Here is a 13203-nt window from a genome sequence, read left to right on the forward strand (position 1 = left end):
TAGGTCAAACAGTGCCCCGCCCTGCGGGGCATTGTTTTTTGTTCGTCTCCAAATGACGTGACGCATGCTTGAATCCAGAATAGTCCGGTTCCTCGTCGCCTGTGCGGCACTTGTGCTGCTGTGGTGGGTGTATGCGCCAGCCTTGACGGGTGCGCAGTTCTACGATGACTTCGGAAATCTCGAGGGCTTGAACCGCGTTACCACGCCGGAAGCGCAAAAGCAGTTCGTTTTCGGCGGAAAGTCCGGGCCGCTGGGGCGACCTGTTGCACTCGCGACTTTCCTCCCTCATGCGTCCGGATGGCCCGCTAACGGGCCCGAAATTCTTGCCGTAAACGTCGGCATTCATGTTGCCAACGTAGCCCTTGTCGGGGTGCTGGGCTACCTGTGTCTTGGGCTGGCGGGCTTTGGCGGACCCGCGAGGCGTTCCTGGATCGCCTTTGGCGCGGCTTTTCTGTGGGGGGCGATGCCACTGCTGGCCTCCACCAGCCTGATCATCATCCAGCGCATGACCAGCCTGGCGGCATTCTTCTCGCTACTGGGGCTGATCGGTTTCGTCGCGGCCTACCGCCTGCAGGCCGCGCGCCCGCTGCTGGGTTTCGTGCTGCAGTTTGGCGCATTGGGCGCGGGCACCCTGCTGGCGATGTACACCAAGGAAAATGGCGCTCTCACGCCGCTGTTCGCGCTGGTGATCCACACCCTGCTGGCGCCGAAGACGCTGACGGATCGTCGCCTGGCCTTCCTGCAAACTCTGTTGCTGTGGAGTGCGCTGATTGCCATCCTGGCGTATCTGTCGCCATTCAACCGTGAATGGTTCACAGTGTCCGAGCGGCGCGGCTGGTCCGGGTATGAGCGATTGCAGACGCAAATGGTGGTGTTGTGGGAGTACGTGCGGGCGGCTTTTCTGCCGCTTCCGTCGCTGTATAGCCCGTTTCACGACCATCGAAGTGTGGACTACACCGGGTGGCCGGCCCTGCTGGGCTTCCTGGCGTGGGCAGGGGTCGTGGCACTGTGTGTGTGGCTGAAGCGGACAAAAGCTGTCGTTTGGCCATTGTTTGCGGTGATGTGGTTCCTGATTGGGCATCTGCTCGAATCCACCATCGTGATGCTCGAAATTTATTTCGAGCATCGCAACTATCTGCCCCTGTATGGAGCGTGCCTCGCATTGGCGGTTGGCGCGGCTTCCGTTCAAGGTGCCCTCAAACGGATCGGGCCGATGCTGTTTGGCGCCTACGCCGCCATCCAACTCGCAGTCCTGCTGGCACTGACCACCTTCTGGGGCGATCCGGACCGTTCCGCTGAACTGTGGGCACACGAAAACCCGGCGTCGAGTCGAGCCTCCGTCCATTTGGCTCTACGAGCCATCGACGCCACGCCCGAGCAGATCGCCGACCTGAACTTCGAGTTCATCCAAATGGGGCGTTACGAGCGAGCCATACAGATTTTCGATCGAACCCTGGAGAGCTGTCCGCAATGCATGGGTATCCGCCTGCAAGCGTTGCTTTATAGTTGTCTAATCTATCCTTCGTCGGAGCAGGAAGAGCGCATGGAAGCGGCTTTAGAGAACGTCCGCAATGCGCGGCAGCCGCGTATGACCGCTATTGTGGCCTTCCGGCTTCGCGAGCTGATCAACAGTGATCGTTGCCGTGGCGTGTCGCGGGAGTCCTTGCTCTCAGTCGTAGAACAGCTGGATGAGAATGTCCTCTTCCGTATCGAGCACGTCCGTGCCCGTTTGCTGTTTCTGGCTGCGGCACTGGAAGAAGACGTCGGTAATCCGCAGCGACGCGATGAGTTTCTGGATCGGGCCGAGAATGTATTTGCGGCGGCGGTTCCCGTACTCCAGTATCAAGTTTACTCGTCCATCCGCGAGGGCCGCTTCGACGATGCCCTCGCCGCGGTTGCACGCCGTCGGCCGTTGGTAGGGCTGACTTCGGGTGCGCTTACCGCGAGTCTGCTCGACGGCCTCGAGCGGGAAATAGCGCAGGCCCGAAGTGAGGCTGTCAATGAGCAGAGTTGAGGGAATGTCTGCAGAAGGGTCCGTGTCGGTAGTCATTCCTGCCCGCAATGAAGCGGGCGTCATTGCAGGCGTGGTCCAGCGCTTGCGGTATACCCTGCCCGAAGTCGAGATCCTCGTCGTCGATGACGGATCAACGGACGAAACGGCCATGGTTGCCCGGGATGCAGGGGCCACTGTGTTCAGTCACCGGCATGGCATGGGCAACGGTGCTGCCATCAAGGCCGGCGCCCGCAAGGCGCAGGGTGAAATCATCGTTTTCATGGACGGTGACGGCCAGCACGACCCGGCCGATATCCCGCGCCTGCTGGCCCGGCTGGAGGAGGGCCACGACATGGTCGTCGGCGCGCGCGACGGAGCCTCGCAGGCCAGTGTGGGGCGCGGTATCGCGAACCGTTTCTACAACCGGCTGGCCAGCTACATGACCAACCAGCGCATCCAGGACCTCACCTCTGGATTCCGTGCCGTACGCGCGGACAAGTTCCGCGAATTCCTCTACCTGCTGCCCAACGGCTTTTCCTACCCGACGACCATTACCATGGCCTTCTTCCGTGCCGGCTACTCTGTCGCCTACGAGCCCATTCAGGCCGCCAAACGCATCGGGAAAAGCCATCTGCGCATCGTTAAGGACGGTGTCCGCTTCCTGCTGATAATTTTCAAGATCGGCACGCTCTACTCGCCGCTCAAGCTGTTCGCACCGCTGGCTTTTCTCTTCTTCCTGCTGGGGGCTGGCTGGTACGGCTTCACCTTGATGAGCGAGGGTCGATTCACCAATATGAGCGCGCTGATGTTCACCACCAGCATCATCGTGTTCATGATGGGTTTGGTATCGGAACAGATCACCGCGTTGCTCTACAAGCGAGATGATTAGGCCCGATCGCGGGTCGCGAGCAAGCGGGGCATCGTTGTGGTGAGGGCCGTGTGATTCACGTTGTCATCGGGACTAAGGCCCAGCTGATCAAGATGGCGCCGGTAATGGTGGCGTTGGCCGAGCACGGTCTTGACTATCGTTTCATCTGGACGGGCCAGCATCGTGACACAATCGACGAAATCCTCGATAACTTCGGGTTGAGAACGCCCGACTGTGTGCTTTACGACGGGCCGGATATAACCTCGATCCGTGCAATGGCGCTGTGGAGCGTTCGCGTGCTCTGGAAGACGGTGCGCAATCGACACAAGATTTTCGATGTTTCCGGAAAAGGCGTGGTCCTCGTTCACGGCGACACCTTCTCGACCTTGTTGGGAGCATTGATGGCGCGCATGGTCCGGCTCGATGTGGGGCATGTCGAATCCGGCTTGCGTTCTTTCAGGTTGTTCCACCCGTTCCCGGAGGAAATAACCCGGATTCTGACCTTCCGACTGGCCAACGTGTATTTTTGCCCGGACAAAAAGGCCATCGACAATCTCGCGAACTACCGTGGTCAGAAGATCCTCACGAACGGCAACACCTTGATGGATGCTCTGCGAATTTCGCACACCATCGGTCGGCAGCAGAGTGAAGACGCTCCTTCGGGCGCCTATGCGGTGGTAACCGTTCACCGCTTCGAGAACCTGTCGTCTCGTTCGGCAGCGAGCCGCGTTGTCGAAATCGTGGAGCGTATCGCCGATACCGTTCCGCTGCTTTTCATCTTGCACAAACCGACGGAGAGAGCGTTACGCAAGCACGGGCTGATCCAGCGCTTGGAGACGAACGCTCGAATCAGTTTGCGTCAACGTTATGACTATTTTCGATTCGTGCGATTGATCGAGTCGGCCGAGTTCGTCGTTAGTGACGGTGGAAGCAATCAGGAGGAATGTTTCTACCTCGGAAAACCCATTCTGCTTCTCCGAATGGCAACCGAACGTAGTGAGGGTTTGGGGCGAAACTGTGTTCTCAGCGGTTACGATTTGGATGTGGTCGACCGGTTCGTTCAACAGTACCCAGACCTGGCTGGGGCTCCGAGCTCTTCAGGGCAGCGTCCATCCGAGCGGATAGCGGATTTCTGTCGGAAGTATCACCACAACGGTCGTCAGTCTGCAGATATCCACAGCCCCGTACGATGAAGATCGATCGACGTAACCCTAAACACTGGCTCTACCTGTTCGCCTTTGCCGTTAACGTCCTGTTGGCCTTGGTGTTGCGTCCGTTCATGCGCGGCCAGGGCAAGCATGTGGTCCTCTACGGACACAAGCTCAACGGTAATCTGCTAGCGATTCACAAGGAGCTGTGCAAACGCTCTCATGTGGCGGCGGATGCGGTGTATCTATCGCTCGATCCAGACTACGCGAGAGCCCTCCGTTCCGAAGGCGTGAACGTCGTGTGTGCCGTTGATCCACGCGCTGCCATCGTATTGGCCCGAACCGCGGTGATCATCACGGACCACGGCCTGCACGTGATGGAGCCGCTGTTGTGGCTCACGAGAATTCGATTCGTCGACGTGTGGCACGGCATTCCGTTCAAGGGCTTCGATGCCGCGGATTTTCGCGTGCAGCATCACTACGACGAAGTGTGGGTGGCCTCGCCGCTGATGGCCGAGTACTATACGCAAAAGTACGGCTTCGACCCCTCCCGTGTGGTCGTGACCGGCTATGCGCGTACAGACCGTCTAGTGAAGCGTGATGAAGATGTTTCCGGGATCCGGAAATGTCTGGGAATTCCGCTGGAAGGGCCGGTGATCCTGTTCGCTCCGACATGGGTGCAGGACGACCGAGGTAGAAGTCTGTATCCATTCGGGCTCTCGGAAACAGAGTTTCTCCGCACCCTGTCCCATATTGCCGAGCTTCATGGCGCAACCGTGCTGATGCGAGCACATCTCAATAGCGGCGAACAGGGCGCAGGCGTTTGGCCACGCATCGTCTTCGTTCCGCAGTCGCGTTTCCCCGACACCGAGGCCGTGTTGCTGGCAAGCGACGTTCTCATCTGCGACTGGTCTTCGATTGCATTCGACTTTCTGGTGCTGGATCGTCCGGCGCTCTTTCTCGACGTAGCAGCCCCCTTCCGGAAAGGTTATTCGCTGGGTCCGGAGTACCGTTTCGGCCCCGTGCTCTCATCATTGGAGGATCTGAAACATTGCGTTGACGATTGTTTGGAGAATCCGAAATTCTACTGGCTCGAGCATGAAGCAGCTCATCACGCGAAAAGACAGACCATCTACGGAGGTTTTGACGACGGATGTTCAGCTGAACGGTGCGTGAAGCGGCTCGGCGAGATGCTGCCTAAAGACGGATCTTCTCGATGACTGCAGTGGTCGAGATGGCCGGCGTGCGTTCGAAATACACCACCTCGCATATGTCTCGAAATTCATCGAAACGACCCTTCCAGTCATCACCCATGGCAAGGATGTCGGCCCGATGGCGGATCAGATACTCCCGTTTGAGCTCGAGCGATTCTTCGAGGAACACCTCATCCACGCACCGAAGTGCGGCGACCAGTCGCAGGCGTTCATCTTGCGAGAAAACCGGCGCTCGCCCTTTCTTCGCAATGTTCAAGGCGTCAGTCGACACGCCAACAGTCAGGCTGTCGCCCAACGCCCTGGCTCGTTCGAGCAGGTGAAGGTGGCCGACGTGAAAGACGTCGAATGTTCCGAAGGTGACAACGACCAAACTCTTCACGATTCAGGGGCTCCATTTCCAGAGTGAAGAAGATCCAAATCGATGATCCCGTAAGGTTTGATTCCAGCGCGGTTCATTGTTTCCGTCATAGTGTGCAGATTTGTGATGTGGCCATCTGCCGTGAGCAAAAAATTTCTTATTCGTTCGCTGGATCCAAGGTTGAGCTGAGCCGAACTGCAGAATCCATATAGGTCTAGACGCCCGTAACGGTCGCAGAGATCCACTGCTACCTCTTCAGCGACCTGTTGAGTGTCAATGGTGCGGATTCCCCTCAACCATGATTCGCCTGAGCGTGGATGCGGGAGGTAAAAAACGTCCCCTCTCAGTCGCGATGCGAACTTGCAAAGCCTGTTCTGAATCTCCCCCGGGCGCATCGAAGGAAACGCGTCCCTGAATAGCGTACCTAGGATCAAGGAGCAAGAAGAGTCGGACGCCGATTCCCGCAGTGAGCCGACGATAGAAATCGGGACAAGCTTGTCGGAGATGTTATTCGTCGAGCCCGGATGCAGCGTGTAATGTCTGCGTGACTCCTTGCGAATCCTTTGCAGGTGGTATCTGTTTCCAAACAGTGCCAGTGCAAGCGCCTTTTTTAAGGTCAGTCCGTACTTTGATGCATACAGGCTGTTTTGAGATATGTTGGCCGTTCCGTCATCAAAGGTGACGATTTCTGGGTTTTGGGCGCAACTCAAGGCGAGCAAGACGAAACTACTTATGGCCGAAGCAAAGTACACTGCCTGATAATCAAGGTTTGAGAACAGTCTGCGCGCATCGCGAGCATATCCTGGGTACTTGTTGTCGCAGAAATAGTGATGTGCTTCATGGAATAGCGGGCAAATGCGTTCGTAGGCATGTGCATACTTGTCGTTGATTGAGTAGGTATAGAAAAACAGGATACACTCGTCTTTAGACAGCGACTCAAGCTCGATGATTCTTTCGATCAGCAGTGCCTGCAGCGGTGTTCCGCAAATGAAGAGCCTCCTTGGGTGCATGGATTAGTCCGGCTGTCGGTCAACTACGTCCCATCGCATCGGCGTTCCGGCCGGGATGTCTCTGGTGACCCGACGTCCGAGAAGCACCTCCAGATGCTTCGGCTCCAGTCCGAATCCGGGTCTGACGCTGCGGAGATTCGCTTCAGTGAGAATGTCGCCTGCCTTGAGGTCCTGAGTAACATAGAGGGATCTGCGAAACTTCACATTCCCTTGTTCGCTGGATTTGCGGCTGTAGTCCACTTTGCCGATCGCTTCCCAAGCGGTTTTGACGCCTTTGCACAGGAATTCCAGCTCAGCGGGTTCCAGAGAAAAGCTGTCGTCTGGACCGCTGCCAGTGCGGTCGAGAGTGACGTGTTTCTCGATGATTGAGGCGCCGAGCGCCACGCTGGCAATGGCGGTGGTGTTGTCCAGCGTGTGATCAGACAGTCCGGTCACCAGCCCGAAGCGTTCTATCATGTCAGGAATGGTGCGCAGGTTGTAGTCTTCTGCCGCAGCGGGGTAGCCGCTGACGCAATGTAAAATTGCGAGTTCCTTGCAGCCGCCGGAGCGTGCGGCATCAATGGCTTCCTGAATTTCCATGGCATCGGCCATGCCGGTGGAAATGATCATCGGTTTGCCCGTATTGGCCGCATATTTGATCAGGGGGAGGTCTACCGCTTCGAACGATGCGATCTTGTAGGCAGGGGCATTCAAATCTTCGAGAAGGTCAATGGCGGTATTGTCGAACGGGGAACTGAAAATCGTGATGCCGAGTTTACGGGCATATTCGAAAAGCGGCTTGTGCCATTCCCAAGGCATGTGCGCTTCTTGATACAGGTCATATAGCGTTCGTCCGTCCCAAAGTCCCCCGTGGATGCGGAAATCATCGCTATCGCAGTTCAGAGTGATGGTGTCGGCTTTGTAAGTTTGGAGTTTGACTGCATCTGCCCCTGCTTTGTTCGCTTCCTCGATTATCTTAATGGCGGTTTCAAGTTTGCCATTGTGGTTGGCGGAGAGCTCTGCGATAACGTAGGGCGGATTTTCAGCTCCGATAACGCGGCCAGCGACCTTAATTTGCTTAGATTTCATGAGATTCCCTCCTTGCTTGCCGCAGAGGCGCCAAGCGCCCGCAGCGAGCGACGGCCCGAACGAATAATTTCCAGTGCTCGCTCGCCCTCATTGAATATTAGGTCAAGCGTGCTGGCATAAGGCATGAAGGGCGAGAACATCTGATGATAGATGGGGTGCGAATACTGGTGTAGCGAAACGCTGATGCCGCGTCGGTCGAAGGCCTGTCGATCTTCGAGAAGATAGTCTTCTGCACCCGACGGCGAAAGGTATTCATCAGCGCCTGTGTATTCGCACAAGGCTGCCACGTATTCTCCGCGCTTTCCGTTTGTGCCCAAGTCGCTGCTCGCCCTTCGGGGGGTGTTGATGCCAAGAACCCTGCAAAACCATTCGATCAGTTCCATGTTGAGGGGCGCGAGCCTCTCCTGAGCTGCCACGTGATGGAGGGCCTCACAAAAGCTGGGGAACAACTCCCTAAAGTAAGGCGCGCGGGCGTAGTTTCCCGAGATCGTGCGTTCCAGCTTCGAAGCGAAGTTTGGTTCCGCGATCTCGACATCCAGAATGGGTTGCCCCAGACGGCCCGCGGAGCGGACCGGGACCGTAACGTACTCCAAGCCCCGCCGTGTGCGTAGGCGGTTGCGCTGTTGCCATGACTGCTTGGAAAAGGAGACGTCGTCGAGCAGTATTAGCAGGTCTGCTTGGTCTGCGATGTCGAACCAGCCCAGCCAAGGTAGGAACGTGGGTTGAAGAATTGCGATGCGCATGTTCGGAGAGTGGGACGTCATCGGCGTTCGTACACTCGAAGCTCGGAATGAAATCCGTCCACGGTACGATAGCCAAAAGGGACTGTGTTGCATGCAACCAGCCGATATGATTGACCAAGAAATTCGTCGTACATTTCTCCCTTGATTGGGTCGATTACGCCGACTGTCCCGGGAGTCGCTTTCGCCTTTCCTTCGCGCAGGTTGCGCAGGAGGATATATCGGGCTTGAAGCCTTTTGATTTGACCAAGATAGTTGCACACCACGTCCGGTTCCATCTCTTGAAAGGAGATGAAATTCACAAACAAATCGACAGTGCCTTGCAGTCTTGGCAGCTGCCACGCGGCCAAAGTGGCAGCACGGTGGCTGGCGCGCATCGCTGAGATATCCAGCACCTTCTCGTTGCGGGATTCTGCGTAGCCCAGAATTGAGTTGCGCCCATGGGTGGTCGACAGGTAATGATGAGCGCAGTGGACGGTAGGCGGGATGTCCGCGTTAATGTAGAACACATCGTTACGCTTGTCGGCAAGCAAGATTTCCCCCAGAGAGCCGAAACCCCCGCCGATTTCCAGGACGGTGCGTACTTCGGACAGGTCGCAATGTCGCTTGAGAAAGGCCAAGCCAAGCAGGTAATTCAGCGACGACCGCCCAAAGCGTCGGCCATCGAACTCGAATTGTTCGATCGGGGCCGCGGCTTCCCCCTCGCTGAACTGATCAAGAAAAGGGGGGCGCAGGGGCTGGTCAGCGGCGCATAGAACCCGATAGTCGGATTCGGCTTGCGCCTCCCCTGTGAGCAACCGTTCAAGGTGTATGGAGCAGCGTCGATCGCCCAGTTCCAGATTCTCCAGAGCGTGGCGCAGGGGGGTAAAGCGAGCAGGTGTCGTATGTATGCCAGGGAAGCCGTAGGTTGGTACGAAGAACGATAGCGGCCCAGGCAACGAGCGAAAGCGTTGAAGGCCCCCGTCGCCCAATTCTGGAATAAGTCTGTCCAGTGCAGTACGCCAAAAGGCTGTTGGCCGATACTGAGGATCAGCTTCGTCCATGTCGCGCAGCAGCAGATCTAGTTCAGCATCGGTGTTGTGCATGACCGGATCACTTGTAGAGATAAACCGCATACTCGAAAGGCGGTCTGTCTTCGCGCACCAGGTATTCGTGGCGCAAGGTTACCTTTCGGGTCAGGTTGCGTTTGCAAAAGTCGAATATTTCGCACGGGTTAGTGTAGTACAGGTCGGGATCTTCAAAATCGACGTAGGTGGACATGGCGTTGAAGGCCACCTGCTTGCGGGTGGCAGCAAAAGCCTTTTCCAGTACGCATCGCATGAACTCGGCGTTGTTGTCCATCTTGTTGTTGAACACTCCACACACTACGAAGGTGTCGTAGCCCTCGGGGTAGGCGTCGGCGATAAGGTCGCACTGCTTGAATTCAGTTAGCGGGTCGCTGGCATGCTTGGCGTTTGCGCTGTTCACAAACTCTTGGACGAAATCAAGCCCGAGGTAAGGGCCGGCGAAACCGTTGGCTCGCAAATGGTCGAGGAAGTGGCCCAAGCCGCAGCCCAAGTCAACCACCGAACCCAAATCCGGTGCGACCTCGCTGAGTACCTTGAAGCGCTTGTGTTGCGACACGGTATCCGAATATTGGACAGCCTGCGCGGAATCACCGTGCATCTGGAACAAGTGCCGATAATGCTGTTGAAGTGGCGTTTTCATAAGGAAAGAAGTGTTCGGGCAACCCGAAGCGGACCATCTCCATCTAGTTTGGATGCAAACGCTCGGCGTTGATCTGCCTGCGCGGTTTCATCCCGGATGAACTCGGCGAGTTGGCCACGCAGTCGTTCCGGGTGAAGGGCGCTGGCAAGGCCCAAATCCAAGGTAAATCCCTGTGCCGCCATAATCCGGGTGTCTTCGTTCTGCAAGGACGTTAGAGATAGGCAGGCGTTCGGGATGCCGGCGTAGGCGCACTCGTACTTGGTCAGCCCGCCGCCGCAGAGTACAAAGTCTGTGTTCGCGTAAAGGGTTTCGATGGCTGGTGTCAAGGGCAGGTGTCGAGCATGGGCGGTCGAGGCATGGCGAGGCTCTTCCGGTGCGAGATAAGCGATTTCCAAACCCATGCCTTCGAACGCGCCCAATACGGTTGGCAATAGTTCCGGAGCCCGATGTCCTCCGGAAAGAAAGATCAGCGCACGACTGATACAGCGATGCGCAGGTAAGCCCAGATTGCGTTCGCGCAAGGCGCGTAGTTCAGGTTTGACCAGCATGAAGGCTGGGCCGAGCAACTGATGCCTTGCTCCATAGGTCAGGGTTTCCGCGCCTGCACGAAAGCAGAGCACCAAATCCGCATCTGACAGGTCATGGCGCTGATCGTCATCGATCAATGCCAGCTTGCAGGGTTGTTTCTTCAGACCATTGATGTAGTCCTGATCGATGGCATAGCTATCTAGCAGCAACACGTCGAAGTCGGCACAAACATTGTGTGTGGCCTCAATTCCGTCCGCATTCCCTTCTGGTGGTGATGAAGGCCACGCGGGCATGTCATGTTGAGCCAGCAACGTGCGGGCGAATGCATCATATTGGCCCCAAAATGCAATATGCGCCAAGGGCGCAATCTCACGGATCGTGCGCGCCAAGGAGAGGCAGCGAGTGATGTGGCCCAAGCCTTGAGCTTGGCCTCCATCGCAACGAAACAACAGGCGGAGCGTGGCTGTCATGTCAGCATCAGTTTCGTGGTCGCCTGCGACAATGGCGGGGTTGTGCTTGGTTCATGGCGCAAGGGATGTGATGGTGCGATACGTGTCGACCAGAACATCTTGAGCGAAGAACGGCGGACAGCGAGCGCGCCCCAGTAGCAATGAGTTACCCATATGCTGACGAGCCAATGTTGCTTGGGCAGCATTGCCGGCCATGAATTCATGAGTGGTGGCCGGAAAACCCATGGGTACCGTTTGTACCAGGCTCGACGCCAGCCGCGCGTCGGAATCGACGACGCCCATCACCCGCAATTCCTCAACCACCTGTGGCAGTAGCGCTGCAAACTCGGTTTGAGCGTCGCCGATTACTTCTACAGTGCAGTTGTAGGGCGCTTGTTGCTGCTCGCTGCGGAGGTTGGGGTAGAGCGTGATACGGAAGGTTCTGAAGGATTCGTCGTAGCAGGTGATGTGGTAATTGGGATCGCAGAAAGGCAGGTCGAACACCAGATGAAATAGACCGATGGGGCGTGAAAGAGGTGCCTTGCCGGTGAAAGCAATCTTCCCTGCGCGCAACAGCATGGCCGAAGGCAGTGTCCATGCGAGCAACTCGCAGTCGATGGTGCGGTCGTCATCCAACGTCACAGAGCGGACTTCTCCGTTGCCGTGTGCAATCGCGGCGATGGTGCGGCCGCAGAGGATTTCGACGCCGTCATCCTGCAGCCCGGCGACGAAACCCTCAATCCATTGGGCTAGACCGCCTTGGCGCGGATAGCGGTGGAGTAGTGTGCTAGCGCCCTCCTCGTAGGATGCGAACGCGCAAGCTTCGGTGAAGCGCGGGTCCAGCTTGAGCAGGCGGGACTGTTCTGCGTCGGCACAGACCACTCGGCGAGTGGCAAACGGGGTGTCAGGATGCAAATCTTCGAGGGCGACGCCTAATTGCTTGCGCACTGTTGCACCCGCCACTTCAGTCGCCAGCGTTGCGCCAAAGCGCCGCTCCAGGGCTTCGCCCAAGTGAGCGGGGGGGCGCGAGTTACGCTGGAACGCCGCCTGTGCCAGTTCGCTTAGGCCCCGACGTAATGTTTCCACGCCCAGGCGGCGCGCATCCGGGAATGGGCTACTCCGGTTCATGGCTCCGCCGACCCAGTTCCCCGCGCGCAAGATGTTGAATTCGCGCCAATGGCTTGATGACAGACCGCCATACAGCAAGGCGTCGAGCTCCGCGAGGCCAGTTTCGCTGAGCACATGTGCGCCATGGTCAAAAGATACGCCGTCGTTGTTGACGATGGAGCCCAGCAAGCCGCCGCACACCGAGTCACGTTCAATCACCAGCACACGTTCATAGTGATTCTTGAGCAACTTGGCGGCCAACAGGCCGGCGATACCTCCCCCGGCAACAACGGCGGTGGTCATCAGGATTCCTTGTCGAGCAGTCGAAACAGGGCTTCCGCACGTTCCCAATCTTCATGGGTGTCGATGTCCTGTACTCGTGAGCGGGGCAAGATCACGGGCTGCGCGTGTTCCGAAAACACGGCTTTCCCCTCTAGCCAGGCGGCAGCGCGACCCCAGTAGAACTGGCCTGCATCGTGATAAGCCTCCTCCAAATCCTGTGAGCGAGTGTTCATGTGCTCGGGATGGAACATGGATATACGGCCATTGGCATTGATGCGGATGGCGCGCTGTATGGGAAAGGCGTAGCTGGTGACGGAAAATACGTAGTCGAAATTGCTGTTCTCCAGTTTGGTCAGACCGTTGCGCAAATCGTCGGGCTGAACAAAAGGAGCCGTAGCATAAATACAGCAGGCAAAATCTACTGAGGCAAGGTGCGCATTGGCCCAGCGGATGGCATGAGCGATTACGGGCATTGTGGTCGCATGATCATCGGATAGTTCTGCTGGCCGCATGAACGGCGTTTCCGCTCCCCAGTGTCTGGCGACGCTCGCGATCTCATCATTGTCCGTGGAAACGACAATCCGGTCGAAGCAGCCGCTGTCGCGAGCGGCTTCAATCGACCACGCGATCATCGGTTTGCCGCAAAAGACCTTGATGTTCTTGCGTGGAATGCGCTTGCTGCCGCCGCGGGCGGGGATGATGGCGAGTCTCATGTTTGCGGTTTGCGCGGC

The 13203-nt window shown here is 57.3% G+C and carries 13 protein-coding genes; 4 read left to right on the plus strand and 9 right to left on the minus strand.

Going from position 1 to position 13203, the window contains the following annotated elements; translation table 11 throughout:
• Positions 1 to 64: 64 nt before the first annotated feature.
• From C0099_RS02390 to C0099_RS02405, 4 genes are read left to right on the plus strand one after another with little or no spacing between them, the layout of a single operon-like run.
• Entirely contained in the window at positions 65 to 2014 is a 1950-nt protein-coding gene (locus C0099_RS02390; protein ID WP_102245965.1) for a hypothetical protein, read from the plus strand.
• Positions 2015 to 2036: 22 nt separating this feature from the next.
• The gene (locus C0099_RS02395) at positions 2037 to 2882 is read left to right on the plus strand and encodes a glycosyltransferase family 2 protein (protein ID WP_265734827.1); all 846 of its coding nucleotides are present in this window, start codon (positions 2037 to 2039) and stop codon (positions 2880 to 2882) included.
• A 50-nt stretch (positions 2883 to 2932) separates the two neighbouring features.
• On the plus strand, positions 2933 to 4054 hold the full coding sequence (locus tag C0099_RS02400) for a UDP-N-acetylglucosamine 2-epimerase (RefSeq protein WP_102245967.1): 1122 nt from the start codon (positions 2933 to 2935) through the stop codon (positions 4052 to 4054).
• Entirely contained in the window at positions 4051 to 5229 is a 1179-nt protein-coding gene (locus C0099_RS02405; protein WP_102245968.1) for a CDP-glycerol glycerophosphotransferase family protein, read from the plus strand. The genes C0099_RS02400 and C0099_RS02405 overlap by 4 nt, the downstream gene beginning before the upstream one ends.
• Here C0099_RS02405 and C0099_RS02410 read toward each other — a convergent pair.
• The 9 genes from C0099_RS02410 to pseF are packed head-to-tail and all read right to left on the minus strand — an operon-like array spanning position 5207 to position 13185.
• Complete coding sequence (locus tag C0099_RS02410) at positions 5207 to 5602, minus strand: adenylyltransferase/cytidyltransferase family protein (RefSeq protein ID WP_173768941.1); 396 nt, start codon at positions 5600 to 5602, stop codon at positions 5207 to 5209. The genes C0099_RS02405 and C0099_RS02410 overlap by 23 nt on opposite strands.
• Complete coding sequence (locus C0099_RS02415) at positions 5599 to 6591, minus strand: glycosyltransferase family 52 (RefSeq protein ID WP_102245970.1); 993 nt, start codon at positions 6589 to 6591, stop codon at positions 5599 to 5601. The genes C0099_RS02410 and C0099_RS02415 overlap by 4 nt, the downstream gene beginning before the upstream one ends.
• A gap of 3 nt (positions 6592 to 6594) precedes the next feature.
• The gene (gene pseI, locus C0099_RS02420) at positions 6595 to 7659 is read right to left on the minus strand and encodes a pseudaminic acid synthase (RefSeq protein WP_102245971.1); all 1065 of its coding nucleotides are present in this window, start codon (positions 7657 to 7659) and stop codon (positions 6595 to 6597) included.
• Positions 7656 to 8423 carry a WbqC family protein gene (locus C0099_RS02425; protein ID WP_164084864.1) on the minus strand — a complete coding sequence of 256 codons (768 nt, stop codon included), beginning with the start codon at positions 8421 to 8423 and terminating at the stop codon, positions 7656 to 7658. Before C0099_RS02425 ends, pseI begins: the two co-directional genes overlap by 4 nt.
• On the minus strand, positions 8420 to 9484 hold the full coding sequence (locus C0099_RS02430) for a putative sugar O-methyltransferase (protein ID WP_164084865.1): 1065 nt from the start codon (positions 9482 to 9484) through the stop codon (positions 8420 to 8422). The genes C0099_RS02425 and C0099_RS02430 overlap by 4 nt, the downstream gene beginning before the upstream one ends.
• Positions 9485 to 9491: 7 nt before the next feature.
• Positions 9492 to 10064 (minus strand): class I SAM-dependent methyltransferase, encoded by a 573-nt coding sequence (locus C0099_RS02435; RefSeq protein WP_228151680.1) that lies wholly within the window; start codon positions 10062 to 10064, stop codon positions 9492 to 9494.
• A gap of 38 nt (positions 10065 to 10102) precedes the next feature.
• Complete coding sequence (locus C0099_RS15820; protein WP_123785210.1) at positions 10103 to 11104, minus strand: hypothetical protein; 1002 nt, start codon at positions 11102 to 11104, stop codon at positions 10103 to 10105.
• Between the two features lie 51 nt (positions 11105 to 11155).
• Positions 11156 to 12493: an FAD-dependent oxidoreductase gene (locus C0099_RS02440; protein WP_102245975.1), complete on the minus strand. Its 1338-nt coding sequence runs from the start codon at positions 12491 to 12493 to the stop codon at positions 11156 to 11158.
• Positions 12493 to 13185: a pseudaminic acid cytidylyltransferase gene (gene pseF / locus C0099_RS02445; RefSeq protein WP_102245976.1), complete on the minus strand. Its 693-nt coding sequence runs from the start codon at positions 13183 to 13185 to the stop codon at positions 12493 to 12495. The genes C0099_RS02440 and pseF overlap by 1 nt, the downstream gene beginning before the upstream one ends.
• Positions 13186 to 13203 lie beyond the last annotated feature (18 nt).

Origin of the sequence: Pseudazoarcus pumilus, from assembly GCF_002872475.1 — a bacterium.
Lineage (GTDB): Bacteria > Pseudomonadota > Gammaproteobacteria > Burkholderiales > Rhodocyclaceae > Pseudazoarcus > Pseudazoarcus pumilus.

What these genes read in the sequence shown, in the direction of transcription:
- C0099_RS02390 (WP_102245965.1), top strand. Translation starts at nt 65, where the DNA reads ATGCTTGAATCCAGAATAGTCCGGTTCCTCGTCGCCTGTGCGGCACTT.
- C0099_RS02405 (WP_102245968.1), top strand. Translation starts at nt 4,051, where the DNA reads ATGAAGATCGATCGACGTAACCCTAAACACTGGCTCTACCTGTTCGCC.
- C0099_RS02415 (WP_102245970.1), bottom strand. Translation starts at nt 6,591, where the DNA reads ATGCACCCAAGGAGGCTCTTCATTTGCGGAACACCGCTGCAGGCACTG.
- pseI (WP_102245971.1), bottom strand. Translation starts at nt 7,659, where the DNA reads ATGAAATCTAAGCAAATTAAGGTCGCTGGCCGCGTTATCGGAGCTGAA.
- C0099_RS02425 (WP_164084864.1), bottom strand. Translation starts at nt 8,423, where the DNA reads ATGACGTCCCACTCTCCGAACATGCGCATCGCAATTCTTCAACCCACG.
- C0099_RS02430 (WP_164084865.1), bottom strand. Translation starts at nt 9,484, where the DNA reads ATGCACAACACCGATGCTGAACTAGATCTGCTGCTGCGCGACATGGAC.
- C0099_RS02435 (WP_228151680.1), bottom strand. Translation starts at nt 10,064, where the DNA reads ATGCACGGTGATTCCGCGCAGGCTGTCCAATATTCGGATACCGTGTCG.
- C0099_RS15820 (WP_123785210.1), bottom strand. Translation starts at nt 11,104, where the DNA reads ATGACAGCCACGCTCCGCCTGTTGTTTCGTTGCGATGGAGGCCAAGCT.
- C0099_RS02440 (WP_102245975.1), bottom strand. Translation starts at nt 12,493, where the DNA reads ATGACCACCGCCGTTGTTGCCGGGGGAGGTATCGCCGGCCTGTTGGCC.
- pseF (WP_102245976.1), bottom strand. Translation starts at nt 13,185, where the DNA reads ATGAGACTCGCCATCATCCCCGCCCGCGGCGGCAGCAAGCGCATTCCA.